31 protein-coding genes are annotated in these 26,045 nt (G+C 66.0%); 18 read left to right on the top strand and 13 right to left on the bottom strand.

The features are described from left to right. Positions 1-2: 2 nt before the first annotated feature. Together MU558_RS10895 and MU558_RS10890 are read right to left on the bottom strand one after the other, a co-directional pair. Positions 3-503, bottom strand: a complete 501-nt coding sequence (locus MU558_RS10895) for a DUF5797 family protein (RefSeq protein ID WP_246966299.1) — start codon at positions 501-503, stop codon at positions 3-5. 148 nt (positions 504-651) lie between these two features. Next, positions 652-1,953 carry an MFS transporter gene (locus MU558_RS10890; protein WP_246974951.1) on the bottom strand — a complete coding sequence of 434 codons (1,302 nt, stop codon included), beginning with the start codon at positions 1,951-1,953 and terminating at the stop codon, positions 652-654. Between the two features lie 112 nt (positions 1,954-2,065). On the opposite strand from MU558_RS10890, the gene MU558_RS10885 reads away from it, so the two are divergent. Then, positions 2,066-2,323, top strand: a complete 258-nt coding sequence (locus MU558_RS10885; RefSeq protein ID WP_246966298.1) for a DUF5789 family protein — start codon at positions 2,066-2,068, stop codon at positions 2,321-2,323. A 64-nt stretch (positions 2,324-2,387) separates the two neighbouring features. Further along, positions 2,388-2,696 (top strand): transcription factor S, encoded by a 309-nt coding sequence (locus MU558_RS10880; protein ID WP_246966297.1) that lies wholly within the window; start codon positions 2,388-2,390, stop codon positions 2,694-2,696. A gap of 446 nt (positions 2,697-3,142) precedes the next feature. On the opposite strand, the gene MU558_RS10875 is transcribed toward MU558_RS10880, so the two are convergent. The 3 genes from MU558_RS10875 to MU558_RS10865 all read right to left on the bottom strand — a co-directional run bounded on the left by MU558_RS10875 (position 3,143) and on the right by MU558_RS10865 (position 4,840). Continuing rightward, on the bottom strand, positions 3,143-3,877 hold the full coding sequence (locus MU558_RS10875; protein ID WP_246966296.1) for a methyltransferase domain-containing protein: 735 nt from the start codon (positions 3,875-3,877) through the stop codon (positions 3,143-3,145). Further along, positions 3,874-4,260: a nascent polypeptide-associated complex protein gene (locus MU558_RS10870; RefSeq protein ID WP_246966295.1), complete on the bottom strand. Its 387-nt coding sequence runs from the start codon at positions 4,258-4,260 to the stop codon at positions 3,874-3,876. Before MU558_RS10870 ends, MU558_RS10875 begins: the two co-directional genes overlap by 4 nt. A gap of 91 nt (positions 4,261-4,351) precedes the next feature. Continuing rightward, positions 4,352-4,840 carry a PUA domain-containing protein gene (locus tag MU558_RS10865; protein ID WP_246966294.1) on the bottom strand — a complete coding sequence of 163 codons (489 nt, stop codon included), beginning with the start codon at positions 4,838-4,840 and terminating at the stop codon, positions 4,352-4,354. A 182-nt stretch (positions 4,841-5,022) separates the two neighbouring features. Between MU558_RS10865 and MU558_RS10860 the strand changes: the two genes are divergently transcribed. Then, entirely contained in the window at positions 5,023-5,199 is a 177-nt protein-coding gene (locus MU558_RS10860) for a hypothetical protein (protein WP_246966293.1), read from the top strand. On the opposite strand, the gene MU558_RS10855 is transcribed toward MU558_RS10860, so the two are convergent. Continuing rightward, a complete protein-coding gene (locus MU558_RS10855) occupies positions 5,196-5,693 on the bottom strand; it encodes a LabA-like NYN domain-containing protein (protein ID WP_246966292.1) in 498 nt (165 codons plus the stop codon). The genes MU558_RS10860 and MU558_RS10855 overlap by 4 nt on opposite strands. 64 nt (positions 5,694-5,757) lie before the next feature. Further along, positions 5,758-6,582 (bottom strand): M48 family metallopeptidase, encoded by an 825-nt coding sequence (locus MU558_RS10850; protein ID WP_246966291.1) that lies wholly within the window; start codon positions 6,580-6,582, stop codon positions 5,758-5,760. 362 nt (positions 6,583-6,944) lie between these two features. On the opposite strand from MU558_RS10850, the gene dapA reads away from it, so the two are divergent. Genes dapA through MU558_RS10820 form a run of 6 tightly spaced genes read left to right on the top strand, consistent with a single transcriptional unit; the run spans position 6,945 to position 12,782 of the window. Continuing rightward, complete coding sequence (gene dapA / locus MU558_RS10845; protein WP_246966290.1) at positions 6,945-7,868, top strand: 4-hydroxy-tetrahydrodipicolinate synthase; 924 nt, start codon at positions 6,945-6,947, stop codon at positions 7,866-7,868. Further along, a complete protein-coding gene (gene dapB / locus MU558_RS10840) occupies positions 7,865-8,632 on the top strand; it encodes a 4-hydroxy-tetrahydrodipicolinate reductase (protein ID WP_246966289.1) in 768 nt (255 codons plus the stop codon). Before dapA ends, dapB begins: the two co-directional genes overlap by 4 nt. Next, entirely contained in the window at positions 8,629-9,462 is an 834-nt protein-coding gene (locus MU558_RS10835; RefSeq protein WP_246966288.1) for a 2,3,4,5-tetrahydropyridine-2,6-dicarboxylate N-succinyltransferase, read from the top strand. Before dapB ends, MU558_RS10835 begins: the two co-directional genes overlap by 4 nt. Next, the gene (lysA, locus tag MU558_RS10830; RefSeq protein WP_246966287.1) at positions 9,459-10,790 is read left to right on the top strand and encodes a diaminopimelate decarboxylase; all 1,332 of its coding nucleotides are present in this window, start codon (positions 9,459-9,461) and stop codon (positions 10,788-10,790) included. The genes MU558_RS10835 and lysA overlap by 4 nt, the downstream gene beginning before the upstream one ends. A gap of 28 nt (positions 10,791-10,818) precedes the next feature. After that, positions 10,819-11,649, top strand: a complete 831-nt coding sequence (gene dapF, locus MU558_RS10825) for a diaminopimelate epimerase (RefSeq protein ID WP_246966286.1) — start codon at positions 10,819-10,821, stop codon at positions 11,647-11,649. Further along, the gene (locus tag MU558_RS10820) at positions 11,646-12,782 is read left to right on the top strand and encodes a M20 family metallopeptidase (protein WP_246966285.1); all 1,137 of its coding nucleotides are present in this window, start codon (positions 11,646-11,648) and stop codon (positions 12,780-12,782) included. The genes dapF and MU558_RS10820 overlap by 4 nt, the downstream gene beginning before the upstream one ends. Positions 12,783-12,821: 39 nt before the next feature. On the opposite strand, the gene purB is transcribed toward MU558_RS10820, so the two are convergent. After that, entirely contained in the window at positions 12,822-14,213 is a 1,392-nt protein-coding gene (gene purB / locus MU558_RS10815) for an adenylosuccinate lyase (RefSeq protein ID WP_246966284.1), read from the bottom strand. 168 nt (positions 14,214-14,381) lie between these two features. Between purB and purH the strand changes: the two genes are divergently transcribed. The 4 genes from purH to MU558_RS10795 all read left to right on the top strand — a co-directional run bounded on the left by purH (position 14,382) and on the right by MU558_RS10795 (position 18,332). Beyond that, a complete protein-coding gene (gene purH / locus MU558_RS10810; protein ID WP_246966283.1) occupies positions 14,382-16,004 on the top strand; it encodes a bifunctional phosphoribosylaminoimidazolecarboxamide formyltransferase/IMP cyclohydrolase in 1,623 nt (540 codons plus the stop codon). Between the two features lie 214 nt (positions 16,005-16,218). After that, positions 16,219-16,374: a hypothetical protein gene (locus tag MU558_RS10805; RefSeq protein WP_246966282.1), complete on the top strand. Its 156-nt coding sequence runs from the start codon at positions 16,219-16,221 to the stop codon at positions 16,372-16,374. A 2-nt stretch (positions 16,375-16,376) separates the two neighbouring features. After that, positions 16,377-17,405 carry a sulfite exporter TauE/SafE family protein gene (locus tag MU558_RS10800; RefSeq protein ID WP_246966281.1) on the top strand — a complete coding sequence of 343 codons (1,029 nt, stop codon included), beginning with the start codon at positions 16,377-16,379 and terminating at the stop codon, positions 17,403-17,405. A 153-nt stretch (positions 17,406-17,558) separates the two neighbouring features. Next, positions 17,559-18,332, top strand: coding sequence for an SIMPL domain-containing protein (locus MU558_RS10795; protein ID WP_246966280.1), 774 nt, complete (start codon positions 17,559-17,561; stop codon positions 18,330-18,332). Between the two features lie 100 nt (positions 18,333-18,432). Here MU558_RS10795 and carA read toward each other — a convergent pair whose 3' ends face one another. Then, positions 18,433-19,509 carry a glutamine-hydrolyzing carbamoyl-phosphate synthase small subunit gene (gene carA, locus MU558_RS10790; protein WP_246966279.1) on the bottom strand — a complete coding sequence of 359 codons (1,077 nt, stop codon included), beginning with the start codon at positions 19,507-19,509 and terminating at the stop codon, positions 18,433-18,435. A 102-nt stretch (positions 19,510-19,611) separates the two neighbouring features. Between carA and MU558_RS10785 the strand changes: the two genes are divergently transcribed. Then, on the top strand, positions 19,612-20,025 hold the full coding sequence (locus tag MU558_RS10785; protein WP_246966278.1) for an Lrp/AsnC family transcriptional regulator: 414 nt from the start codon (positions 19,612-19,614) through the stop codon (positions 20,023-20,025). Between the two features lie 5 nt (positions 20,026-20,030). Here MU558_RS10785 and MU558_RS10780 read toward each other — a convergent pair whose 3' ends face one another. Both MU558_RS10780 and MU558_RS10775 read right to left on the bottom strand, forming a co-directional pair. After that, positions 20,031-20,744: a PHP-associated domain-containing protein gene (locus tag MU558_RS10780; protein ID WP_246966277.1), complete on the bottom strand. Its 714-nt coding sequence runs from the start codon at positions 20,742-20,744 to the stop codon at positions 20,031-20,033. Continuing rightward, positions 20,731-21,614 (bottom strand): IS1595-like element ISNpe28 family transposase gene (locus MU558_RS10775; RefSeq protein ID WP_015310310.1). Its coding sequence is split into 2 segments (ribosomal slippage): positions 20,731-21,152 and positions 21,152-21,614, totalling 885 coding nucleotides; the frame shifts between segments, so codons are not numbered across the junction. Before MU558_RS10775 ends, MU558_RS10780 begins: the two co-directional genes overlap by 14 nt. A 149-nt stretch (positions 21,615-21,763) precedes the next feature. Here MU558_RS10775 and MU558_RS10770 point away from each other — a divergent pair. The 3 genes from MU558_RS10770 (at position 21,764) to MU558_RS10760 (ending at position 23,826) form a co-directional block, all read left to right on the top strand. After that, positions 21,764-22,699: a diacylglycerol/lipid kinase family protein gene (locus MU558_RS10770; protein WP_246966276.1), complete on the top strand. Its 936-nt coding sequence runs from the start codon at positions 21,764-21,766 to the stop codon at positions 22,697-22,699. 139 nt (positions 22,700-22,838) lie between these two features. Then, a complete protein-coding gene (locus MU558_RS10765; RefSeq protein WP_246966275.1) occupies positions 22,839-23,396 on the top strand; it encodes an NUDIX hydrolase in 558 nt (185 codons plus the stop codon). Positions 23,397-23,523: 127 nt separating this feature from the next. Further along, entirely contained in the window at positions 23,524-23,826 is a 303-nt protein-coding gene (locus MU558_RS10760; protein WP_246966274.1) for a DUF7853 family protein, read from the top strand. A gap of 35 nt (positions 23,827-23,861) precedes the next feature. Here the strand turns inward: MU558_RS10760 and MU558_RS10755 are convergent, their stop codons facing one another. Both MU558_RS10755 and MU558_RS10750 read right to left on the bottom strand, forming a co-directional pair. Continuing rightward, the gene (locus tag MU558_RS10755; protein WP_246966273.1) at positions 23,862-24,203 is read right to left on the bottom strand and encodes a DUF7977 family protein; all 342 of its coding nucleotides are present in this window, start codon (positions 24,201-24,203) and stop codon (positions 23,862-23,864) included. Between the two features lie 95 nt (positions 24,204-24,298). Continuing rightward, the gene (locus tag MU558_RS10750) at positions 24,299-25,327 is read right to left on the bottom strand and encodes a zinc-binding dehydrogenase (RefSeq protein ID WP_246966272.1); all 1,029 of its coding nucleotides are present in this window, start codon (positions 25,325-25,327) and stop codon (positions 24,299-24,301) included. Between the two features lie 173 nt (positions 25,328-25,500). Between MU558_RS10750 and MU558_RS10745 the strand changes: the two genes are divergently transcribed. Beyond that, positions 25,501-26,028, top strand: coding sequence for a MogA/MoaB family molybdenum cofactor biosynthesis protein (locus MU558_RS10745; protein WP_246966271.1), 528 nt, complete (start codon positions 25,501-25,503; stop codon positions 26,026-26,028). The last annotated feature ends 17 nt before the right edge of the window (positions 26,029-26,045 follow it).

Here is a 26,045-nt window from a genome sequence, read left to right as displayed (position 1 = left end):
AGTCACTCGGAGACAGAGACCTCGAGGTCGTCGCGGGAGACGGCGAGGCGGAACGTCGGGACGGTCCGGTACTCCACCTCGACGACGCCCTTTCGGCGGAGACTCTGGAGTCCCGAACGGACCTCGTCGGTCGACGGATCGACGTCGAACGCGTCGCGCAACTTGTGGAGGACGGAGACGACGCTCTCGCTTTCCTCGTCGGGGGCGGCGAGCACGTCGACGATCTGGGCGTGAAGTTTCGGGACGCGAACGCGAGACGGCGGGCCCTCGTCGTCGACGGTCTCGACGCCGGGTTCGACGTCGACGAGGTCTGCGGCCTCCGCCGTCGCGCGGATCAGGCTGTTGTCGTCGCGAAAGTAGTACTCTCCGAGTTCGTTCTCGAGGTACTGGTGGACCTCGCTGCCGCTTTCCATGTCCCACCGTTCCTGGAGTTCGGCGTTTTTCGTCGGTTGCAGTTCTACGACGTCCGCCAGTCGCTCTTTGGCCTCGTCGGAGAGCGTCATCGTCGAACCGTACGTGAATCCGCTATTTTTGCGTTGCGTCACGGCACGCTCGCGGCCGCCTGGTACCATACGGTCTGCTGTCCCGCTTTTCCGCAGCGACCGCCCGACGGGACGTGGTCGCTGCGGGACGGACGGACAGCGGTTCGTATCAGTCGTCGCCGGGGGACGGCGCGCTCGAAGCCACGTCGAGGGTCTCTTCGACCTGTGTGTAGACGAGTACGGAGCCGAGGACGGCGAGAACGGCACCGAACGCGAACGGGACCGCGAAGCCGTAGCCGACGAGCGCCCCCGAGGTGAGCGGCCCGAACGCGATGCCGAACCCGAAGGCCATCGTGAGAACCGACAGTTTCGTTCCCGACTCGCCCTCGCCCGCAAGGTCGCCTGCCAGCGCGAGCGACGGCGCGAACACCATCGCTCCCGCCACTCCCTGTGCCAGGCGCGCGGCGAACATCGCCGCGGAGGTCGTGACGAACCCCTGTGCGAGCGTCGTCGGAATCAGGAGGACCATGCCGACGACGATGAACGGCCGTCGTCCGTACCGGTCGCTCGCTCGCCCGATCGGCGTCTGCAAGAGCACCTGGGCGATGACGAACGCCGCGAACTGCAACCCGAACCACGTCGCCCCCTGCTCGAGTCTGGCGTTGATCTGGGGCTGGATCGTCGCGAACAGCGCGATCGCGGTCGCCATAAACAGCGTGGCGACGCCGAGGGTGAACACCGGATCGAGCAGGTTCGATCCCGTCCGGTCGCGGACGGCGATCGCGAGGTCGTCACCCGCACTGGCTTGCGTCGCCTCCGGGTCGGTGATCAAAACCGTGACCATGGCGTAGCTGATCACGGCCGTCGTCGCTGCGACGTAGAACGCGGCGTCGAAGCCGCTGACCGTCACGCCGTCGACGACCGGGAGCACGTAGGGGCCGGCGTTGACCACCGCGCCAGCAGCGACCGGACCGGCACCGAAGCCGACCAGTCGAAACGTGTTGTAGACGCCCATGTTCCCGCCGCGGTCGGTCGTGGTCGCGAGTTCGTTCACGAGCGCGATCGACGTCGGGACGATGAACGCGACGCTGACGCCCTGTAACCCGCGGATGACGACGAGCTCGAGGTACGCCTCGGCAAAGACGTAAGCCAGGTTCGTCACGGCGAGCCCGCCGAGACCGACGAGGATGAACGCCTTTCGCTTGCCCGTCCTGTCGGAAAACCGCCCCGTAAACGGCTGGAAGACGCTGTTCAGGAACCCGTACAGCGAGAGGATGACGCCGATGATCATCGACTCCGCGAGTCCAAAGGAGACGCCACCGACCACGCCACTCGCCACGTACAGCGGGATAACGACGATCAGAAACGAGTTGCCGACGCCGTCGGCCATCCGCGCGAACGCGAGCGCGAGCACTCGCCGATCGACGGCAAAGGGCGCGAGTACCCGTCGAACGATCTCACGGTTCACTATGCCCGTATGCGTCACAGAGCACAATCATCATTTCGAACCGAAATGTACTCGGCGGAAACAGTCACGACGAGTAGCGGCGAATTACAAGTGATCTGACCGCGAACCGTAGCGTATGAGTCGAGACGTCAAACTTAGTCGCGTCGACAGCGTCCTCGAGGAACTCGAGTACCCGATCTCCCGCGAGGCAGCAGCGGACGAACTTGGCGACGTCACGCTGTTGCTCGCCGACGGTGAAGCCAACCTCGGCGGGACCATCGCCAGGAGCGAAGGTGATTCGTTCGAGTCGAGAGACGACCTCGAGGACGAACTCTACAACGTCCTGCCACGACGGGCCGTCGGCGAGCCGTACCAGTCCGAAGGCGAAGGCTAGTCGACGCCGTCGAGCGGGGTAAACGCGTCCCTTAAGTTTCCTCGACTGCGTAGCCTGGACAACGATGGAGTTCTGCGACGAATGCGGTTCGATGATGAAAGCCGAAGACGGCACGTGGGTCTGTGGAAGCTGTGGATTCACGAAGCCGAAAGGAGACGCCGATCAGTACACGGTCACCGAAGACCAGGAAGTGAGCGAGGTGATCGAGTCCTCCGAGGAGACGTCGCTGCCCGAGACCGAGGCACACTGTCCCGAATGTGGCAACGACCGCGCGTACTGGTACATGCAACAGATCCGCTCTGCGGACGAATCCGAGACGCGCTTTTTTATCTGCACCGAGTGCGAGTACAAGTGGCGCGAAGACGACAACTAACCGCGAGCGGACTCAACCGCTGACTGACCAGCGGGGCGTCTCGCGGACGGAAGACGGAAAAACGGAGACGGGACGGCCGTGTCGCGGCGAAGAGTGGGAGGGTGCTTCGACGATGCAGACGCGGCTCCCGCGTTCTCCGGCCGAATCGACTCGAGGGAGCGAGTCGCGTTGTGGCTGCCTGGTGGGTGATCGATGACGTGCGGTGCTCTCTCGTCGTGTGCTGTCGGAAGACGGGTGGTGTGGCTTCGGAGTCGGTAGAGCCGTCCCAGCACGTTTCCGACGAGACGTTGTACCGGCGGGAGCGACATAGCGTCACTCCCTACCAGGGTAGGCCAACGAGTGGGTCGACACAGAAGGGATGGTGTCATACGGGCTGCTGTAACTGTATCCCGGGACGACCGCATGGCGGTTCGCGGTTGTCCCGGTACTGCGTACAGCAGTCCGTATCAGTCGTTTCGGGCGATCGTCAGATAGCCCGTGTGACCGACGGGTGCCGTCGACGGCCGGGAGCCACGCTCGTCGAAGTCCATCTCGCGCTGGATCGTCTCGCGGGTTCGAACCGCCGCGAGTCCGGCCTCGCGGGCCGTCTCGACGACTTCACGGCTGGTCTCGACGAACGGGCTGTAGACCGCGACGAAGCCGCCGTCGACGAGCAACGACGGCGCGCGCGCGACGACCGACGCCGCGTCGCCCGTATCGAGCGTGAGGACGTCGAACGGTTCGCTCGAGGTCAGTTCCTCGAGGTCGTCGACGACGTCGCCGGTGCGGACCTCGACGGCGTCGGCGACGCCCGCCAGTGCCACGTTCTCGCGTGCGACGTCCGCGAACTCCGGGTCGCGTTCGTAGGTGGTCACGGACGCCCCCGCCCGCGCCATCGACGCGGCGAGCACGCCGGTCCCGGTTCCAGCGTCGAGCACACGGTCGCCCGTCGAGACGCCGGTCTCGCCGATCACGAGGCCGACGTCGCGGGGGACCATCGGCGCGCCCGTCCGTTCGAAGTGGTGAAAGAGGTCCGGACCACGGAGTCTGCGCACCTGGAACTCGTTGCCGAGATGTGTCTCGACGCTCTCGCCGGGTTCGACGTCGTCTGGTACCTCGAGGACGCCGAGGTCGGTTCCCAGTTCTTCGCCGGGTTCGACGAGGTACTCGCGGTCGTCGCGAACGAGCAGGACCCTCGTCACTCGAGTTCCTCGACCGCCGCCGCGAGGTCGCCGTCGTTCGCCTCGAGGGCCTCGCGTGCTTCGTCTTCGCTCGCACCGGTTCGCATCGCGACGATCTCGACGTCGTCGTCGGGGATCTCTGCGCCGGCGGCCGCTTCGGCGTCGGCGTCGGCGTCAGCGTCGCCCGCACCGCGTTCGCGCTCTTCCGGCGACCCGATGACCTGGTAGGTCTCCTGGCCGCGGGCGTCCATCTTCGTCACGTCGGGGTTCGTAAAGACCAGTTCCGTCTCTGCGGTACGAATGATGACCTCTTCGGCGTCGAGTTCGTCGACGTCGATTCCCATCTGTTTCATCATCTGTTCCATCTTGCGTGGATTGAGTCCACCGCCGCCTCCTCCAAACATACCCGGTACGTTGCCATCCGCGGCAAAAAGGCTACCGAACGACGGTCTGTCGTCGTCGACCAGCCGCTCGCAAAAAAGTCCGGACGCACGTTCAAGCGTCGCCAGGAGCACCCTCGCGAACCGCGACTGCCATCCCGGTCTCGAAATCCGCGATCGAGTCGGCGTCGAGTTCCGCCCGCCCGACGGCGAGTACCTCGCCGCGTTCGTGGACGACGAGCACCTCGTCGCCCGGCCTGATCTCGGGGCCGGCGTCGACGACGAACTTCGCGAAGACGTTCTTCTCGTCGCGGACGAACGGCTCGCTCTCGTCGTCGACGATCACGCGATAGGCCGGCGACTCGAGGGCGTCGGCCAGCCGGTAGCCACCCTCGAGTCCGAGCGTGAATCGGCCGTCGGTGCCGAAGGAGACGATCCTGTCGCCGTCGGCGTGAATCTGCTGGGGTCGACCCGACGAGGTCCGTTTGATCGTCAGCGTCTCGGTCGGTGGAAACAGCGCCTCGCCCGCACCGGCACCGAACTGGTAGTCCGCGATCGTCCGCAGGCCAGGGAGATCCTCGTTCTCGTCGACTGACTCGCTCATCGTCCACCGTTGGATCCGACGGGTCGAAAGCCCTTCGACCTCGAGGAAGCGTCCGGCGGCGGAGGCGTCCGCCGCGGTGGACGGTTGCCGTCCTGTGACCCCATTTTGTAACCCATCACACAAATACAATGATTCCAGCGATAAAGAAAACTATAGGTGGGAGTTAGATAATAACGGGGTACATGGATAGTAAGCAGGTCGCCCTCGGTCTCGCCCTCCTCGGTGTTGGCGCGCTTACGTTCGTCACCCCGACGATGGTCGACTCAAGCCGTCTCGTCTCGCTTTTCGCGATTACGACGGTCGCGATCGCCAGCAGTGCGTTCCTGGTCGGAACCGTCCGCGAGGGTCGGCTCGACTAGAGCAGGAAAGTCTCGTGGCGACCGCCGAGGTCGAGGAAATCGTCGGCTTCCTCAACGAGTTCGTCGGCAGTCGATGCCTCGAACGCCATCACCTCGACGCGGACCCCCTCGTGGCGCAGGTGCGAACAGAGCCGCGAGAAGTCGCCGTCGCCCGTACAGAGGACGATCGTGTCGACGTGATTCGCGAGCGTCACGGCGTCTAGGCTCATCCCGACGTCCCAGTCTGCTTTCTTCGTCCCGTCGGCGAATCGCTTGATGTCTTTGATCTTCGTCTCGAACCCAATGTCGACTAACGCCTCGAAGAAACTCTCCTCCTCGGGGGCGTCCGCGCGGATGACGTACGCGATCGCACGCGTGAGCTGGCGGTCCTCGACGGCTTCCTCGAGCAGTTCGGAGTAGTCGATGTTGCGACTATAGATGCTCTGGGCGGTATGGTAGAGATTCTGTGCGTCGACGAGGACGGCGACCCGCTGGCCCGGATGGACGTTTGTCATAAACGGATCTGTGAGCGCGAGCGCCAAAACGCTTCCTTCGACCGACGGGGGCAGCCGATCGCCGCTAGCTGCGGAGTTTCTCGATGCGCTTTTCGGTCGGCGGGTGGGTCGCAAAGAGCGACTGGAGCAGGCCTCGCTCGTCGTTGAAGATACAGAGCGCGCTCACGTTGTCGTCGACCTGCGTATCGCGGGCCTGGGCGCTCCGGGAGATCTTCTCGAGCGCGCGAGCGAGGGGATCGCCGCTGCCGATGTACTGGCGGGCATCGTCGTCGGCGACGTACTCGCGGTAGCGCGAGATGGCGAAGACGAACAGCATCACCAGCATGTTCGCGACCGAGGAGGCGACCCACGCGAGGATGAAGCTCCCGGGGTTGTCCTCGCCGAGCATCTGGACGAGGAAGAAGACGGCGTAGCCGACGATCGTCGCGATCGACTGGCCAAGCACCATCGTAACGACGTCACGATTCTTGATGTGGGCGAGTTCGTGGGCGATGACGCCCTCGAGTTCGTCGCGCTCGAGGATCTGCATGAGTTCCGTCGAGACGCAGACGACGCCTGCGCCCTTGCGTCCGACGGCGAACGCGTTCGGCGTCCCCATGTCCATCACCATCAGTTTGGGCTTTTTGATCCCCATGTCCCGCGAGAGCGACTCGGTCATCTGGTGGACTTCCCTGTATCGCCCCTCCTCGGGCATCTCTTTGGCTCCCCTGAGCGCCAGCCACTTGCCGAGTTTGTACTGGAACGCCGGCAACAGGACGATACCAGCGACGAGCGCCGGAAGTAGCGGAAGGCCGAACGCTGCTGCGATCACCGTCGCCGCAAGGAGATAGAAGGCGAACAGGATCGACCCCACGATCGCCATGCGTAGCTGCAAGCCTCGAGTAGTCATCTCTACTCCCCGTGTAAGGAATCACGAAGTATAAACTCCTCGGGAACCACCGAAGAAAACCGACCCCTGAAGCGATTTCGGAACGACTCCGACGCTGGAAAATCGACTCGAGCGGTCGTGGGTACGGGACGATTCCACAACGGATAAGTTACTCGACCTCGCTTTCACGACCATGCGCTGCGTCGCTCACCGCGCCGTCCGATCCGTCGGGAGCGACGCCGTTCGCGAGCCTTTTCCTAAAAAACGTGCGTGAAGAGTGCTCGAGGCGAGCGTGGCACACTCGTCTTGGGCGCGTTCCGGATCGCACGAACCATCCGACTCAATACCCCACCGGACCAACGGACCATCCAGATCCATAGATCATGACACACGACATCGACCTCACTGGCGTCTTCCCGGCGATGACCACGCCGTTCGACGCCGACGAACGCATCGACTACGACCAGCTCCGAACCGACGCCCAGCGCCTCGAGGCGGCCGGCGTCGACGGCCTCGTCCCCGTCGGGTCGACGGGCGAGTCCGCCACCCTGACCCACGACGAACACGTCCGCGTCGTCGAGGAAGTCATCGACGCCGTCGACGACGTGCCCGTGATCGCGGGCACCGGCTCGAACAACACCCGCGAGGCGCTCGAGCTCTCCGAGCGTGCCGCAGACGCCGGTGCGGACGGCCTGTTGCTCATCTCGCCGTACTACAACAAGCCCGAACAGCGCGGCCTCTACGAACACTACCGGACGATCGCCGACGCCGTCGACGTCCCACAGATCGTCTACAACGTCCCCTCGCGGACGGGGCAGACGATCGAGCCCGACACCGTCGTCGACCTCGCCTCTCACCCGAACATCGCCGGCTACAAGGCCGCGGAGGGAGACCTCTGGGCGATCGGCGAGATCGTCGAACGCACCGTCGGCGAGGAGTTTTCGGTGCTCTCCGGTGACGACGCGCTCACCCTCCCGCTGCTGTCGATCGGCGGCACGGGGACGATCAGCGTCGTCGCGAATATCGAACCCGAGCGGACCTGTGCCATGGTCGGTGCGGCACTCGAGGGCGACTACGACCGCGCCCGTCGGTTGCACCACGAACTCGGCCCGCTGATGCGCCAGCTGTTCGTCGAGACCAACCCCATCCCGGTCAACGAAGCGATGGAGATCCGCGGCTACGGCCCCGCGCGGATGCGCCCGCCGCTTTCCCGCCTCTCGGACGAACACCGCGAGGAACTCGAGTCGATCCTCGCCGACCTGGAGGAGAGCTCGGTCGAGGTAGCCGACGCGGAGGGTGATCGATGACGGTCCGGGTCGGCGTCACCGGGGCGGCCGGCCGCATGGGCCGTGAGGTCCTGGCCGCCGTCGCCGACAGCGACGAGTGCGAGACCGTCTTCGCGGTCAACCGAACGCCGATCGACGGCGAGATCGAGGGCGTCGCAGTCGAACCAGCCGGCGAGTTCGGCGCGCTCGTTGCCGAGCGCGAACCGGCCGTCGTCGTCGACTTCACCGGCCCCGAGTCGGCACTCGAGTACGCGAGCGCCTGTGCCGACGCGGGCGTCGCCTTCGTCACCGGCACGACGGGATTCGACGACACAGACCGCGAGAGCCTCCGCGAGGCGAGCGAGTCGGTTCCCGTCTTGCACGCGCCGAACTTCGCCCGCGGCGTCCAGGCACTCGTGAACGTCGTCGGCGAGGCCGTCCGGAACCTCCCGGGCTACGACGTCGAACTCGTCGAGACCCACCACAACGGCAAACGCGACGCTCCGAGCGGAACCGCAAACCGCCTGCTCTCCGAAATCGAGGCAAACGGCGAGTTCGGCGGTCGCACCCACGGACGCGAGGGCGAGGCCCCGCGTCAGGAGGGTGAGATCGGCGTCCACGCGCTGCGCGCAGGTGACGTCACCGGCGAACACGAGATCGTCATCGCGGGCAACCACGAGGAAGTCCGACTCACTCACCGCGCCGAGGACCGGGGCGTCTTCGCCGCTGGCGCGGTCGACGCGGCGACCTGGATCGCAGGACGGAAGGCTGGCTGGTACGACTTCGCGGACGTGATCGACGAATGAGCCTCGAACGAGACATTTCCGATCTCTGGCAGCGATACGAGACCGACGACGTCGACGCCGACTCGGCGAGCGAGGACGACCGCGCGACCCTCGAGGCGTTCCTCGACGCGCTCGAGGCGGGCGACATCCGCGCCGCCGAGAAGCGCGACGGCGAGTGGGAAGCAAACGAGTGGGTAAAGCAGGGCATCCTGCTGAACTTCGGCCTGCGACACACCGAAGCCCGCGAGTACGGTGGCGTCACCTACAACGACGTCCTCCCGCTTGCTGACACCGCGAACTACGGCGACCGCGGCTCCCGAAACACGCCGGACGGCACCGTCGTCCGCCGGGGCGCACACGTCGGCACCGACTGCATCCTGATGAGTCCCGCGTTCGTCAACGTCGGTGCCCACGTCGGCGACGGCACCCTCGTCGACTCCTGTGACACCGTCGGCTCCTGTGCCCAGATCGGCGCGAACGTGAAACTCGGCGCGAACACGCTGATCGGCGGCGTGCTCGAACCGGTCGAAGACGCCCCGGTCGTCGTCGAAGACGGCGTCTCGCTCGGTGCTGGCTGTCGCGTCACGTCGGGATTCGTCGTCGGCGAGAACTCGGTCGTCGGCGAGAACACGCTGCTCACCCCACGAATCCCGGTCTACGACCTCGTCGAGGAGGAGGTGCTGTACGGCGAACTGCCGGCCGAGCGTCGCGCTTTCACACGCTTCGTCGAGTCGTCGATCGGCGACCACGACCTGTTCGACGGCGGCGCGTACAAGCCCGCCGTCGTCGCCACCGACCTCGAGGACCGCACTCTCGAGGCGACCGAGCGCGAGGAGGTGCTGCGGGAGTGAGCGGCCGCCGCGAGGGGGCATCGTCCGCGACCGATCCCGAGGCTGGAAACCCGCCGATTCGTCGACTCGACGGGTGGGACGCCGACGCACTCTCGGACCTCGCCGCGACGTACGACACGCCGCTGTACGTCCTCGACCTCGATCGCGTCCGGGAGAACCACCGGCGACTCGAGGCGGCGTTTCCAGACGCCGAGATCAGTTACGCCGCGAAGGCCAACGCCCTCGGGGACGTCCTCGAGACGCTGCTCGACGCGGGCGCAGGAATCGAGTGTGCCTCCGCGGGCGAACTCGAGCGGGCGCTGGCAGCGGGCGCTGCCGGCAGCGAAGTCCACTACACCGCCGTCAATCCGCCGGCGGCGGACCTCGATTACGCCGTCGAGGCGGCCGACGAACACCCGGGGCTGACGATCGTCGCCGGAGCACGGGACACGATCGATCGCCTCGCAGAGCGGGGTTACGACGGCAGACTCGGCCTACGCGTCAACCCCGGCATCGGCGCGGGCCACCACGAGAAAGTTCGGACGGGATCGGACGCGAAGTTCGGCGTCCCCGCCGACCGCGCCGTGGACGTCCTCGCCGACGCCGCCGACCGCGGATTCGACGTCGTCGGGATCCACGCCCACGTCGGATCCGGCGTCTCCGGGGACGCCCTCGAATCCCACCGCAAGTTCGTCGCGCGCGTGGGCGACCTCGCACGGGACGCGGTTGCGACCGTCGGCGAACTCGAGTTCGTCGACGTCGGCGGCGGCTTCGGCGTGCCGTACCGCGAGGACGAGCAGCCACTGGACCTCGAGTCGGTGGCGGAGGCGACCAGGGACGCGCTGGGCGAGGTCGACGCGCAACTGGCGATCGAACCTGGCCGCTATTTCGTCGCGGACGCGGGCGTGCTGCTGACGCGGGTCAACACCGTCAAGGAGGCCCCGGAGACGGCCGTCGTCGGCGTCGACGCGGGGATGACGACGCTGATTCGACCGGCGATGTACGACGCCTACCATCCGATCCGGAATCTGACGGCCGACGCGACCGCCGACGAGCGCGAGACGATCCCCCAGACCGTCGCCGGACCGATCTGCGAGAGCGGCGACGTTTTCTGTGCAGACCGCGAACTGCCGGCGAGCGAACGCGGGGACACCCTCGCGATTGGGAACACGGGGGCGTACGGCTACGAGATGGCGAGCAACTACAACTCCCGACCGCGGCCCGCGTCCGTCGTCCTCGAGGGTGACGACGTGCGACTATCTCGGCGTCGGGAGACGGTCGCGGACGTCACCCGCCCCGAGCGGACGGCGCGGGAAACCGTGGAGGATAAACCGGAGCGCGGCGAGTGAGCGACCACGGACAATCCCGGAGAATTCGATGAACGTACCTTTCGAAAAGTACCACGGCACCGGTAACGACTTTCTGATCATCGACGCCGCCGAGCGCGTTCCCGATCGGGGCGAACTCGCGATCCGCGAGTGTGACCGCGAGGAGGGCGTCGGCGCGGACGGCGTCCTCTTTCTGGCCCTCGAGCCGGAGTTCTCCCCGCCGCGGGTCGTGATGACCCTCGTCCAGCCCGACGGACGGCCGGCTCCGATGTGTGGGAACGGGGCCCGCTGTGCCGCCGAGTGGGCGATGCGCCAGACGGGAACCGACAGCGTGATGATCGACACCCAGGCTGGCACCCGCCGGGCGGAACGGACCGACGGCGGCGTCGCCGTCGACATGGGCGAACCGACGTTCGACCCCGAGGAGATCCCCGTCGAGGCCGACGAACCGGTCGTCGAGGAGGAGATCGAAGGCCTCGAGGTGACGGCCGTCAACACCGGCGTTCCCCACGCCGTCTCGTTCGTCGACGACGTCGACGCGGTCGACCTCGAGTCGGTCGCGCCACCGGTCCGTCACGCGGACGTCTTCCCGCGCGGGACGAACGTGACCGTCGCCAGTCCCGACGGCGACGGCGGTTTCCGCCAGCGCACGTACGAACGCGGCGTCGAGGGCGAGACCGACTCCTGTGGGACCGGCGCGGTCGCCATCGCGGCGGTCGCTAGACGACTCGGTCACACCGACGCGAACGCGATCGACGTCCGGCCGCCGGGTGGCGACCTCCAGATCACGTTCGGCGACGGCGAGGTGCTCCTCGCCGGCCCCGTCGAACACGAGTTCGACGGCGAGGTCGACGTCGACGTGCGAGCGGCCGAACAGTGACGGACGACTCGGCTCCCCCGTTCGACCCGATCACCTTCCTCGAGGCGGCAGTCCCGATCCAGTCCCACGAGGACGTCACCGCGATGCGTGACTTCCTCGTGGAGACACTCGAGGACTGCGGCGTCTCCCCACGCGTCGACGAGGCGGGAAACGTCCTCGCGACCCGTGGCCCCGACGAGCGAACCGGGACGCACGTCCTCCTGAACACGCACATCGACACGGTGTCGCCACACGTCTCGTTCGAACGGGACGACGAGGCGGACGCGATCCGCGGTCGCGGCTCGTGCGACGCGAAGGGGCCACTCGCCGCACTGCTTGCGGCCTTCCTCGCCGTCGATCCCGGCGACGGGCGACTCACGCTCGCGATCACGCCCGACGAGGAACTGCTCTCGACCGGCGCGGACGCGCTCGTCTCCCGCGAGGACTCGCCGGTTCGCGACGCCGACGCCGTGATCGTCGGCGAGCCGACGGACCTCGACGTCTGTACCGCCGCAAAAGGACGCTTCGAGGGGACGATCGCCCTCTCGGGCGCGAACGCCCACGCCGCCGAACCCGACAGCGGCGTCAACGCTGTCGCGGCACTCGAGTCGGTCCTCGCGGCGCTCGAGACGTTCGACGAGCGCGACGACGCCCCGCCCGAGCACCCCCAGCTGGGCGCGGCGACGCTCACACCGACCGTCGTCGACGGCGGCGAGGCGACGAACCAGGTGCCCGCGGACTGTCGGCTCACGATCGACCGCCGGAGCGTCCCGCCGGAGACGGCCGAGGCGTTTCGAACACGCCTGCTCGAGCACCTCGAGGCGGCCGTCCCTGACGCCGTCGACGTCGACTTCTCCTTTACCGAACGGCCGACGCCGTTTCTCGAGGCCTGGGAGACCGACCCCGAGGCGGCGGTCGTTCGCACGCTCGCCGACGCTTCCGGTGGCGACGTCCGGCCGTTCACCGCGGCGACGGAGGCGTCGTACTTCGCGGCGCACGCGCCGACGGTCGTCTTCGGACCCGGCGTACTCGCCGACGACGAGGGTGCGGTCGCCCACGCGCCCAGAGAGTACGTCCGCGTCGACGACGTGCGGGCGGCGGCCGACGCGCTCGAGGAGACGCTGTGGCGACTGACGAGCGAACGTCGGGAGTGAAAAGACTCGAGAAATAGTCCGGCCAGCGCTGCTTTCCCGTTACTGGTCGTCGAGTTCGTCGACCAGATCGCTCGCGACGCCGACGTAGTCCGTGGGCGTCAACGCGAGAAGTTGCTCGCGAGTCCGGTCGTCGACCTCGAGGTCGTCGAACAGGTCCTGGAAGTCCTCGAGCGTGACCCGCTGGCCGCGGGTGAGGTCCTTGACGCGCTCGTAGGCGTCTTCGGTGCCCTCCCGGCGAAGGATCGTCTGGACCGCCTCGCCGATGATCTCGGGCGTGTCCTCGAGGTCGTCGACCATCACCTGCTCGTTCGGGACGACCTTCTCGAGACCCGCCGTCGTCTTGGTGTAGCCGATCAGGCAGTGGGCGAACGCGGCTCCGATGTTGCGCTTGACCGTCGAATCGGAGAGGTCCCGCTGGAGCCGTGAGGTGGTGACGTAGTCGGCGAGGAACTCGAGGTCCGAGTTGGCCTTCGAGAGGTTGCCCTCGCTGTTCTCGAAGTCGATGGGGTTGACCTTGTGGGGCATCGTCGACGATCCGGTCTCGCCCTCGACGGCTTCCTGGCCGAGGTAGCGATCGGAGACGTACAGCCAGATGTCCAGGTCGAGGTCGAGCAGGACGTCGTTCGCGCCGCGGACGGCGTCGAACAGCGCCGCCAGGTCGTCACAGGGGTTGACCTGCGTCGTGAGTGGTTCGAACTCGAGGCCGAGCTCCGTGACGAACTCACGAGCGAACGCCGGCCAGTCGACGTCGGGGTAGGCGGCGACGTGGGCCGCGTAGGTGCCCGAGGCCCCGCCGAGTTTCCCCCGGAGGGCGTCGGTCGCCTCGCGGATCCGCCCCGTAGCGCGCCCGAGGCGGGCCGCGTAGACGGCCATCTCCTTGCCGAACGTCGTCGGCGTGGCGGGCTGGCCGTGGGTGCGTGCGAGCATCGGCAGGTCGCGGTACTCGCGGGCCATCTCGGCCAGCGCGTCGCGGACGTCGTACAGCGCGGGCAAGAGTACCTCGTCGACGGCGTCGCGGACGAGCAGGCGGTGGGCGAGGTTGTTGACGTCCTCGCTTGTCAGCCCGAAGTGAATCCAGGCCGAGGCGTCGCTGTCCTCCGGGAGGCGGTGGCGAACGAAGTACTCGACGGCCTTCACGTCGTGGTTGGTCGCCTCGAACTCGCCGTGGCCCTCGACCTCGAGTTTCTTGATGAGCTGGGCGTCTTCCTCCGCGAAGTGCCGGTAGAGACTCCGGAGCTGCTCGCGTTCGTCGTCGTCGATGGCAAGCGGCGTGGCCTCGAGGTCGGCCAGCGCGACGAGGTACTCGACTTCGACGCGAACGCGGGCGCGCATGAGCGCAGCCTCGCTGGCGTACGGCGACAGCGGTGCGGTTCGCGTCCCGTACCGGCCGTCCAGCGGCGAGACGGCGTACAGGGCGTCGGTTTCTGTCATGGTCGTCCGTGCCCGGTCGCGGTGCAAAAGCGTGTCGAAACGCGGTGCCACGGGCGTGCATATCTTCTACGTTCGATCGGGAAATCTCCGCCAAGAATATACACGATCGTGAATATTTCGGCGTTCGAGACCGCAACCACTTTGCCGCTCGCGAGCGCGAATCAGCGTATGACGCGAATCGCCGGGATGGCCGGCAACCGAGGGCGCAACCTGCTGAACATCGACGACCGCGCGCCGGGCGGCGCGGAACTTGCCGTCGTCCTGACGAACGCGGAGGACGCGCCGGTGCTCGAGGCCGCCGAAGAGCGCGGGATTCCGACCGAGGTCGTCCCGCTCGCCGAGGACATGAGTCGTCGCGAGCACGAGGAGGCCGTCAACGAGGCGCTGGCGGAGTACGAGTTCGACCTCGTCTGTCTGGACGGCTACATGCGGGTCCTCTCGGACACGTTCCTCGACGCACAGCCGACGACGCTGAACGTCCACCCGTCGCTGCTCCCGTCGTTCCCCGGGATGGACGCCTGGGGCGACGCACTCGAGGCCGGCGTCTCCGTGACGGGGTGTACGGTCCACGTCGTGACCGACGCGACGGACGACGACGGCGAGGTGATCGACCAGGAAGTCGACATGGGACCGATCGTCACCCAGGAGCCGATCCCGATCTACGAGGGCGACACGAAAGAGACGCTCAAAGAGCGCGTGCTCTACGAGGGCGAGTTCCGCGCGTACCCGCGTGCAGTGAAGTGGTTCGCCGAGGGCGCACTCGAGGTCGACGAGGATGCCGGCGAAGTCACGGTGGCGGTGGACGCCGCAGATGAAGGCGGTCTCCCGACGCGGCGTCTCGTCTCGAGCGACCGCGTCGATACCCTCCGGTACGGCGAGAACCCCCACCAGGACGCGGCCGTCTACGCCGACTACACCTGCGACGAGGCGAGCGTCGTCCACGCCGAGCAGTTGAACGAGGGCGCGAAGGCACTCAGCTACAACAACTACAACGACGCCGACGGCGCGTTGAACCTCATCAAGGAGTTCGACGAGCCCGCCGCCGCGGTCATCAAGCACACGAACCCCGCGGGCTGTGCCACCGCAGATTCGGTCGCCGAGGCCTACGATCGTGCGCTCTCGACGGACCCGATGAGCGCCTTCGGCGGCATCGTCGCGCTCAACCGCGAGTGTGACGCCGCAACGGCCGAACAGATCACCGACTCGTTCAAGGAGGTCGTCGTCGCCCCCGGCTACACCGACGAGGCACTCGACGTGCTCTTCGAGAAGGACAACCTGCGCGTGCTCGACGTCGGTGAGCTGGGTGAGGCGACGGAGCGGTTCACCGAGAAACCCATCGTCGGCGGCCGACTCGTCCAGGAACGAGACGATCAGTCCATCTCGGTCGACGACCTAGAGGTCGTCACTGAACGCGAGCCCACCGAAGAACAACTCGAGTCGATGGTCTTCGCCTGGCAGACGCTGAAACACGTCAAGTCGAACGGCATCCTCTTTGCGACAGGCACGGAGACGGTCGGTATCGGCATGGGACAGGTCTCCCGCGTCGACGCCGTCCGGCTGGCAGCGATGAAAGCCGACGAGCACGCCGAAGGCAAAGACGCCGAGGGCGCGGTCATGGCCTCGGACGCGTTCTTCCCGTTCCCGGACGGCATCGAAGAGGCCGCGAAGGCGGGAATCGAGGCGGTCGTCCAGCCCGGCGGGTCGGTCAACGACGAGGACGTCATCGAGGCTGCAGACGAACACGACGTCGCGATGGCCTTTACCGGCCAGCGATCGTTCAGACACGACTGATACGGTTTGCTGTAGCCGTGTCCCGGGCACCCGCAAGACGGTTCGCGGTTGCCCGGAACTGACACACAGCACCGTATGAGACCGGGTTTCCTGCTCGTCCATCGAGCCGCGGTCGGTTGCGTTCTGTGTGAGCGCTACACAGGCGGTACAGAACCGATAACACGCCGGAACAGGAATCGAGCCCTTATTACTGCAAAGCGGCAACAGCCGGGTGATGGCTAGAGCAATCGTCAGTGCAGCCGGCGAACTGGACTGTGACGGCAGCTGCATCCCGGCGGATCGTCGGTCGGCGGCGAGGCTCACGGATCGACGGACGGTCGAGATGCTGCGAGAGCGAGGCGCGACGCCGCCGCCGGTCGCGGGGGGCTAACGATGGAGGTACTCGGACTGGGCGTGGGCCTGCTGGCCCTGTTCGTCGCCTTCGGCTTCATGGTCGGCGTGTTCTTCGGCTTCTTCGGAATGGGTGGATCGTTTCTCGTGACGCCTGCACTGCTGGTGATGGGCTATCCCGCACGAGTGGCGATCGGCAGCGGGATGGCGTTCGTCTTCGGGACGGCCGTCATCGCAACGATGAAACACCACGGCCTCGGTCAGGTCGACTACAAACTCGGCGGGTTGATGTTCGTCGGGTTGAGCGTGGGCATCGAGGGCGGTCGCGCACTCGTGTTCTACCTCGAGACACTGGGCAAAGCAGAGCTGGTCGTCGGCACCACCTACGTGCTGTTGCTCGGTGGGATCGGCCTGCTCTTCACGCGAAACGCCCTGCGAGACGAGGAGGACACAGACGAGACGGAAGACGTCGACCACGACGTCGACCCGGACGCGATCCCCGACATCGCGCAGACGATCCAGTCGTACCACGTCCCCCCGATGGTCACGCTCAGCGGCGGCATTCGGGTGTCGCTGTGGACGATCTTCGCCGTCGCACTCGCCGTCGGCCTCGTCTCCGGCTTTCTCGGGATCGGCGGCGGCTTCATCCGCCTGCCAGCGATCTTCTACCTGATCGGGCTGCCACTCCCCGTCGCGGTCGGGACGAACCTGTTCGGCGGGCTCATCTCGGGCGGCGTCGGCTCGTTCCTCTACGCCCAGAGCGGCGGCATCGACCTCTCGATCGTCGCCCCGATGCTCGTCGGGAGCGCGCTGGGCGCGCGAATCGGCTCGACGGCGACGATGCTCGTCGACGACGAAGAACTCAAGATCTACTTCGGACTGCTGTTGCTCGTCGCCAGCGTCGCCGTCGCTCTGAGTGAACTCGGCACGATCTTTGCGATCGCGGTGCTCGAGACGATCAGCTTCGCGCTCATCCTCGTCTCCGCGTTCGTCGTCTGTGCGATCGTCCTCTATACGAGCGTCGCGGCGATCAGAAATCGCGACGTGACGCCGATCGCGAGCGGGGACTGATAATGTCTGTTGTGACTGGTTCCCGATGAAACCGCACGACGGTTCGCGGTTGCATCGGCACTGACTCACAACAGTCGTTATGACCCATCGGTAACTCAAACGGCTATTTTACCTTGGCGAGGTGGTATTTATAGTGCGTGTGAACGAAGCCGTATGGACAGACGACAGTTCATGGCGGCGTCGGGCGTCGGCGTCGTAGCGGCGATGGCAGGCTGTGTCGGGAGCGCACTCGAGGACGACGACCCGTCGGCGAACGAGGACGGCGACGACTCGAGCGGCGACGGCTCGAGCGACCGGTTCATCGAGGTGAGCGCGAGCGGAGACGCCGAGACGGAACCGGACAGGGCGATCGCCACCGTCGGCGTCGAGGCGACTGCCGAGTCCGCCGACGCGGTGCGAGACGAACTCGCAGACGGCGCGGCGGCGTTGCGCGAGACGTTCGACGAACTCGACGTTCCCGAAGAGAAGGTACAGACGGACCGGTACTCGATCCGCGATCGTCCCCGCGAGCGGGACGCACCCGAGGACGTAATCTTCCGGGGCAGACACTCCTTCGAGGTCGAAATCGACGACGTCGGCCGCGTCGGCGAGGTCATCGACGCGGCGGTCGAGGCGGGTGCCGACGACGTCGGACGGGTGAGCTTCACGCTGCAAGAAGAGACGCGCGACGAGTTGCGAAACGACGCGATCGACGACGCCCTGGCGAACGCCGACGCCGAGGCCGCACACGTCGCCGACAACCGCGGCGTCGACCTCGCCGGGACGCGGTCGGTCTCGACGCGCGACGTCCACCTCCAGCCGGTTCGGTACGAGATGGCCCACGAGATGGCGAGCGACGGAGCCGCGACGGGCTCGAGCACCGCCGTCGACTCCGGCCCCGTCACCGTGACGGCGACGGTGCGGGTCGTCTACGACGTCACCGGATAGGACACCGGCGGACGCGAGCCGTCCGTCGGGCGATTTCGGGAGCAGGATAGCGCCGCCGCTCGAGGTCGGAAGCCGAAACGCGAGAACGACGAGACGTCGGTCAGTCGTCGGCGGGAACGGCTCGCGTCGACTCGGGTTCGGCCATCGCGAGCACGTCGTCGAAGAAGTCGAGAGTGTCGTGGGGACCGGGGTTGGCCTCGGGGTGGTACTGGCGGGTGATGACCGGACAGTCACTGCCGACGAGTCCCTCGGGAGTGTCGTCGTTGACGTTGATCTGCGAGACCTCGAGGTTGTCGCCGGGGTCGGCGACGGTGTAGCCGTGGTTCTGGGTGGTCATGACGACCTGGCCGGACTCGAGGTCGAGTACGGGCTGGTTGACGCCGCGGTGGCCGAAGGCCATCTTCTCGGTGGTGCCACCGAGCGCGAGCGAGACGATCTGCTGGCCCAGACAGATGCCGGCGACGGGGAGGTCGTCGACGTACTCCTCGACGAGCGAGACGGCTGCCTCGTAGTTCTCGGGGTCGCCGGGACCGTTCGAGATGAACAGCACGTCGGGGTCGACCGCGTCGACGTCGGCGGGCGTCGCGTCGTGTGGCAGGACGTGGACGGTCGCGTCGCGTGCGACCAGCGAATCGACGATCGAGCCCTTGACGCCACAGTCGATCAGTGCGACCGTCTGGCCGTCGCCTCCTTCGCCGTGGACGGTCGGTTCGGCGACGCTGACCTGCTCGCCGATCTCGGTGTGGTCGCTCATCGCTTTGCAGGCCTCGAGTTCGGCCAGTGCGTCCTCCTCGGTGACGTCCTCGCCGACGGCGATGCCACACTTCATCGCGCCGCCGTCCCGGATGTCGGTGACGACCTCGCGGGTGTCGAGGTGGTCGACCGCGGGGACGCCCTCCTCGGCGAGCCACTCGGCGACGTCGCCGGTCAGTTCGCGAGCGAGCACGGCCCGGGGGTGAACCCGGTCGGACTCGAAGCGCTCCTCGCGGACGCCGTAGTTACCGATCAGCGGGTACGAGAACGTCAGGACCTGCTCCTCGTAGGAGGGGTCGGTCAGACTCTCCTCGTATCCCGTGTACGCTGTCGTGAAAACCAGTTCCCCACGAGCCGTTCCCGGAGCACGACCACGCCCCTCGAGTACGTGGCCGCCTTCCAGTGCTACGTAGGCCGCTGTCATTACGAGATGCGTATCGTTCCCACCGGCATAAGTGTTGTCTTCGAAGCTAAGTTACGAAATTCGTAATCGTCAAGTGCGAGTCACGCCAACTCACGTATCTCTATGGACGAGCTGGACCGGCGAATTCTGGACATCCTCCGGCGAGACGCCCGAACGCCGTACACCGAGATCGCAGACGAGGTCGGGACGAGCGAGGGGACCGTCCGAAATCGCGTCGAACGAATGAACGAAGACGGCGTCATCGAACGCTTTACGGTGACGACGCGAACCGGGAACGTGAAGGCGATGATCGAGGTCGGCGTCGCAGTCGACGTCGAGACGGGCGAAGTCTCCGAGCGGATGGCCGAGTGGGAGGAAGTCGACTTCGTCTGGATGGTCTCGGGCGAGCAGGACATCGTCCTCGTCGTCGACGCGGCCGACACGCGCGGCGTGAACGAACTCATCACGCAGGCGCGCGAACAGGACGAGGTCGTGAGCACGAAGACGCGGCTGATCCTGGACGAGCACCTGGGTTAGGGCCTCTACCGGTCGGTCTCGTCTGCGTCGTCGCCGGGTGGAGCGCCGAGACCGGGAGTCGGGCTCACGAGCGCGTCGTCGGGGTGTTTCCGTCGGTGAACCGCCCGGTAGCCACGCCTGAGCAGTCGGTCGAACCGTCCCTCGTCCACGCGAGCCTCGACGTGCCCGTCCCGGATCGCCTCGACGACCGACTCGGGCGTAAGGACGTCGGCGTCGATCACGGTGTACGCACGACCCGCTTCGAACGGGTAGTGGGCGTCGCTGCCGCCGACCAGCGGGAGGTCGCGCCGGGCGGCGAGTTCCTCGACCAGCGGCCGGGTACGGGGATGTTTCCCGTTGATCTCGATCGCGTCGAACGGGACGTCCTCGAGTTCGGCGACCGTGCTGTTGCGAAAGGGGTGGGCGACGATCGCCACGCAGCCGCGATCGTGTGCGAGTTCGACCGTCTCGAGGGGCGTGTACTCGAGGGCGACCGTCTCCGCCGGCGGATTCGGGCCGATCACGAGCACGTGGCCGCGGGTCGTCGAAACCTCGATGCCGGGAATCGCGACGACGCGCGAGGCGGAAAACGGCGTGTAGTAGTCGTGGTTCGTCGTCGCGACGCCGTCGAGACCGCGCCGGTCGACGGCCCACGCGAGCAGCCGAAACCCGTACGGGTCGAACCGATCGCCCAGACCGCGACGGCCGTGGAAAAAGCGCGTACGCTCATCCCGATACATTGTAACATAGGAGTTTCTCGAACCAGCTATCTGGTTCGTTGAGTTTCAGTTCAAGGAAATTGAGATACCGTTGGAGATGATGTTTTGAGACACCTCTGAACTTCGCCAGCCACTGGCGAAGGAAGCTGTGGCGGTTCTCACAGGTGTTCGTGTGGGCATCGCCGATGACGTAGGTGTCGGAGTGGGTGACGGCCAGATGGCCGTCCACCCCCTCCTTCTCCTCGATCTCGTCGTAGATTGTGTAATCATCGGTACAGAGGATGACGCTTCCATCACCGTATTCAGCGATGTCTTCGTCGGCGTCTTGGAGATCCTTGCAGACGAGAAACCGAACTCGTCCGTCATCCCGACGGACGAGTGTCAACACCGGTGGTTTGTCTGATTCGAATCGTCCTCGTCCCTTTTTTTGAGTCCGCGCTTGCGCGGACTCTGATCCTCGTCTTCGATCCCTTTCTCACCAGCTGTTACGTAGATCTCGTCAGCTTCACAGACATCGTACAGCTCAAATTCATCGATCTCCCCGCTCACATCCTGGACTTTGTGAACGAAGTTGAGAACAGCTTCGTAGTCTCGGCCAAGGTCACGAGCGATCTGAGCGGTCGGCTCAGATCGCATCTCCTTGACGATATAGAACATCTCTTCCAGTTCGAAGCGATGTTGGCCGAAGATCGTGTTTGTGAGGTCGTTGAAGTACGTCTCACACCCCTTGCACCAGTACTGCTGGGCGTCTTTTCCGGTTGTTCCGCGCTTGACAACGTCGTCACTCTCGCAATGGACACACGTCACCGTCTCGCCGAAGCGGGCGAGACGGAGACGTTCAAAGCACCGCTCACGTGGTGGAAGGAACACTTGCGCAGACTTCTCGTCCATCTTGGAAGACACTTGGAGAGTAAGGAAAATTGATGTTACGACTTATCGAGATGAGCGAGCGCGTATGTGCGTGCAGGTCGACGGCGAACATAGCTGTGTCTGCACAGACGGGGGCGAGGAATTTCCGTCTTGCCCGGGTACGGGGAACCATGAGTCGAAGCGATCCCGAACGCGTGCTCGTGCTCAATCCCGTCAGTGGAAGCGAAGACCACGTCGCGCACGTCGAGACACTCGCTCACGAGCACGGTTTCGAGGTTCGAAAGAGCGAGGGAGAAGGCGACGCACGGCAGCTGGCGCGAGCGGCGTCGAACGAGGGGGCCGACCTGGTGGCCACAGCAGGCGGCGACGGGACGGTAAACGAGGTCGTCGACGGCGTCCTCGCGACCGACGGGCTGGCGGAGACGACCGTCGCCGTCGTCCCCGCGGGGACGGGAAACAACTTCGCGTCGAACGTCGGCGTCGAGAGCATCGCCGAGGCCTTCGACGTGATCGAGGACGGCGAGCGGCGACGGATCGACCTCGGGATCGCGAACGGACGTGCGTTCGTCAACTCCTGTATCGGGGGCGTCACAGCCGAGGCGAGCGCCGCGACGACGCCCAACGGAAAGCGGGAGTACGGCGTCCTCGCGTACGTCCTCCGGACGCTCGAGACGATCTCCTCGTTCGACTCGCTCCCACTTCGAGTCACGCTCGAGGGTCTCGACGGATCGTCGGACGCGGAACGGTGGGAGGGTGAGGCGCTTTTCGTCCTCGTGGGTAACTGTCGACGGTTCGCGGGCGTCCGTCGGACGCAAGCGGACGTCGAAGACGGACTGTTCGAAGTCACTATCGTCGAGGAAGCCCCACCGACCGACCTCGTCGGTCAGGCTGCCCTCGAGCGGCTGTTCGACCGAGAGACGACGCGCATCGTCACGCGACGAGCGTCGAGGGTGACCCTCGAGAGCCTGCACGACGAACCGGTCGAGTACAGTCTCGACGGGGAGTCACTCGAGGCGGAGCGACTGACCCTCGAGACGAGCGCGGAGCGTCTCGAGGTCGCCGTCGGCGACCGCTACCAGCCGGATCCGGACGCGTCCGGCTGGTAGGTGATACTGCCGGACGTAAGTCGTGAAAGATTCTCGCCGTCCCGGGGTAGCGAGAATCTTCACACAGTTACGTCCGATAGTATGACTGCGGGTGCAAACAGTCGATACTGGTTTGAGGGTCCTGTCCGATGGTGGCGGTATGGTTGCCACGCGGGAACACCCACACGAGAACGCCACGGAAGACGTCGTCGCCGTCGACGCGGACGACGAAGCACTCGGCGTCGTCGACCGACTCGAGGCTCACACCGGTGACGGCATTCGACACCGAGCGTTCACGTCGCTCGTCTTCGATCACGACGACAACATTTTGCTCGCCCAGCGGGCACCGAGCAAGCGCCTCTGGGGGACTTACTGGGACGGAACCGTCGCCTCCCACCCCATCGACGGACAGAGCCAGAAAGAGGCGACGCGAGAACGCCTCGAGGAGGAACTCGGGATCACCCCCGACCAGTACGACGGCCTGCGCGTGACGGACAAGTTCGAGTACAAACGCTACTTCGAGAACGAAGGCGTCGAACACGAGGTCTGTACCGTGTTGCAACTGACCCTCCACGAGCGCTCACTCGAGCCGAACGAGCAGGAGGTCGCGGGCGTGATGTGGGTTCCCTACGAGCGACTGTACACGCACCCGGAGTGGTACCGACAGCTCCGGCTCTGTCCCTGGTTCGAGATCGCCACGCGTCGCGACGTCCGGTGACTCCGTTCGGCGAGGTGGTGAGGATGGCGGTCCACCAGCCCCCAATGTTGGATGGTAACAAACAACAGTATTATGAGGGGCCGCTCCGTACTGTCGCCCGAGGACCAACAGATCGGTCCCGCTGACAATGAGTTCGCCTCCCCAGGAAACCGAGACGCACGACGTCGAGCTCTCTCGAGAGGAACGGTGGGTCGTCCACGACGTGCTGGTGACACGGGCAGACGACGCGCTCGAAGACCGAGACGCACCGCCAGCGTGGATGCTCGAGTCACTCGAGACGATCGAATCGGGCGACGAAACGTTCACGGCGTATCAAACGTCGAAACTCCACGACGTGCTGGCAGCGTATACGAACGCGGCGGAAACCCCTCGGCGCGACGTGCCGATCGCACACGCGGTCGTCGACAGACTCGCCGACCTCGACGACTAGTGACGTCTCGAGCCGTCGTCGGTGCGTGGGAAGGGCTAGGGTCGCGTCGTCGCCCACACCGCAGTGATCGCCAGCAGAATTGCCGGCGCGAGCGGGAGGATCAACAGCGCAAAGAGGTAGTTGAAGTCGGGCGGCCATAGCACGATCGCGAGCGGGCTGACGATAAACGAGAAGAGGATGACGCCGACGAGCACCCAGCCCCGCCAGTCGAACTCGCGGTCCGCCGACTCGGGGTGAGACGGGTCGGCGACCCAGTCGGCCTGCTCGCCGTCCCGCGGACGGCGGCCTCCCGAACCGTCGTCGGTATCGCTCACCGAACCGTCGGCGTCGAACGTCGAAGGATCGTGGACGTAGCCGCCGTCGTCGCTCGAGGTCACGATCGGAGCTTTCGACTCCGTAGCCAAAGCCCTCACGGTTCACTCGCCGGCTCGAACCGTCGAATCGTCCTCGAGAACCGCGTCCTCAGGCGGGCTCACTCGAGTTCGCTGTCGGGTCGGACGACGACCTTGCCGAACCCTTCGCGCTCTTCGAGCATCTCGTGGGCACGGGGCGTCTCACTCATCGGAAACACGTCGCGGATCGCGGGCTCGAACGTGCCGTCCCAGACGAGTTCCATCACGGCGTCGACCTGTTCGGGCGTGGCCATCGTCGAACCGATGATCTCGAGTTGGTTCCAGAAGATCCGCGGGATGTCGGTCTCGGGGTTTCCACCGCCAGTGCCGCCGCAGGTGACGAGTCGGCCGCCCTTGGTGAGGCTCTTGATCGAGTCCCGCCAGGTCGGCGCGCCGACGTGTTCGACGACGACGTCGACGCCGCGTCCACCCGTCTCCGAGCGGACCCAGTCGGCGAAGTTTTCCTCCTCGTAGTTACAGACGTAGTCCGCGCCGTGGTCTTCGGCGTACTGGAGTTTCTCCTCGGTGCTGCCGGTCGCGTACACCTCCGCGCCCGCGTAGTCGGCGATCTGGAGGGCGGCGTGGCCGACCCCGCCGCTGGCTCCGAGCACGAGTACTTTCTCGCCGGGATCGAGCTCTGCCCGTTCGATCAACATCCGCCAGGCGGTCTGGAAGACGAGTGAACTCGAGCCGGCGACCTCCCAGTCGACGCCCTCGGGGACGGGGATCAGGTTGTCCTCGGGAATGGCGGCGTACTCGGCGTGGATGCCGGGGACGTGTTCGCCGATGATGTGGAACTTCGGATCGAGCGTCGGGTCGTCCATCCGGAGGTCGCCGACGCCGGCCGACAGTGCCACGCGGTCGCCCTCCTCGAATCGAGTGACGTCCTCGCCGATCTCGGCGACGACGCCCGCACCGTCGCTGCCCGGGATGTGAGGCATCTCGAGGTCGAGCGTCGGAAGTCCGCGTCGGGTCCAGACGTCCAGATGGTTGAGTGCCGCCGATTTGACGTCGACCAGTACCTCGTCCCGGCCGACTTCCGGGTCGGGGTACTCGCCGTACTCGATGACGTCCGTGTCTCCGTGTTCGGTGATCTTGACGGCCTTCATATCCCTGGCAACGGCGATCCAGTACAAAACGATGGTGATAGCGGAATTTGTCGAACCTCTGTTCGGCATTTGTCGTAATCCGTGAGTGCGTGAGACGGCCCCCCGGGAAACCGGGTCTGCGGCGGGCAGACGAGTGGCGATCGCTTTTGCTCCCGGAGGTGAACCGTTCCAGTATGAGCGAACAGTCGGAACGCGACGCTGCGGCGGACGACGCGGATCGGATCGGTGCGGCCGTCGTCACGATCACCTCGACGCTGTCGCTCGAGGACGACGTCGCGGGCGACGCGATCGTCGCGGCGTTCGAGGACGCGGGCCACGGAATCACGACGCGAGAGCTCATCGAACGAAACTACGACAACGTGCAGGCGAAAGTCTCCCGGCTGATCGATCGCGGCGACGTCGACATCGTCGTCACCACGGGCGGGACGGGCGTCGAGCCGAGCGACGCCACGCTCGAGGCCGTCGGACCGCTGATCGACAAGGACCTCCCCGCCTTCGTCGACCTGTTTCACGCGCTCGCGTACGACGAGATCGGCATCAGCGTCGTCTCGAGCAGAGCGCTCGGCGGCATCGCCGACGGCGTCCCCGTCTTCTGCCTGCCGAACGACCGGGCGACGGTCCGAATCGCGTGCGAAGAGATCATCGTCCCCGAAGCGCCGCGGCTGGCGACGCTCGCGGACGACGAGACGGACGAGGAGTGACGCCGTCGGTCGTACCG

Origin of the sequence: Natribaculum luteum, assembly GCF_023008545.1 — an archaeon.
Taxonomy (GTDB): domain Archaea; phylum Halobacteriota; class Halobacteria; order Halobacteriales; family Natrialbaceae; genus Natribaculum; species Natribaculum luteum.
The sequence above is the reverse complement of the archived record's forward strand: the minus strand, read 5'-3'. Positions and strand labels throughout refer to the sequence as shown.